Annotated in this window: 1 protein-coding gene; it reads left to right on the forward strand. The window is 39.9% G+C overall.

Annotation, left to right across the window (positions count from 1 at the left end; all coding sequences use genetic code 11):
- Nucleotides 1-471 (forward strand): Ig-like domain-containing protein (locus AB4585_RS29395; RefSeq protein WP_372172363.1); only part of this gene is annotated, 471 nt, incomplete at both ends.

Consider the following 471-nt stretch of genomic DNA (forward strand, 5'->3'; position numbering starts at 1 on the left):
ACTTGATACGACAACGGGTAAATATACTTATATACAATACCAGTCTGTTGCGGGAATGAGTATTGATAATCAGGGTGTTTATCATGGTAAAGAGTTCTTTGAAGTTAGTACTTCAGATAACCATGGTGGCACATCCACTAAATACCTGACGTTTGAACCTAGTATGTTAGTTAGCGCACCAGCTAAAGATGGTGATCCTGCTGTATTGACACCTAAGCTAAATCAAGTGCCACAGCTACTAGATAATCAGCCTAATATTCCAAAAATAACACCACCTGACAATAAGTTAGATGAGCTGCATATCGATCCGACAACCGATACTGGTAGTAGTCATATTGATGGTATTACCAACATCGATACTCCAACCATAACTGGGCATTCAGGTGTTCCGTTCTCAGTTATAAGCTTGGTTGATAATAATGGTAATGAGGTAGCGAAGACGACCTCGAACAAGGATGGAGACTTTAGTGT

It is taken from the genome of Vibrio sp. 10N.222.49.C9 (assembly GCF_041474985.1).
Lineage (GTDB): Bacteria > Pseudomonadota > Gammaproteobacteria > Enterobacterales > Vibrionaceae > Vibrio > Vibrio crassostreae_C.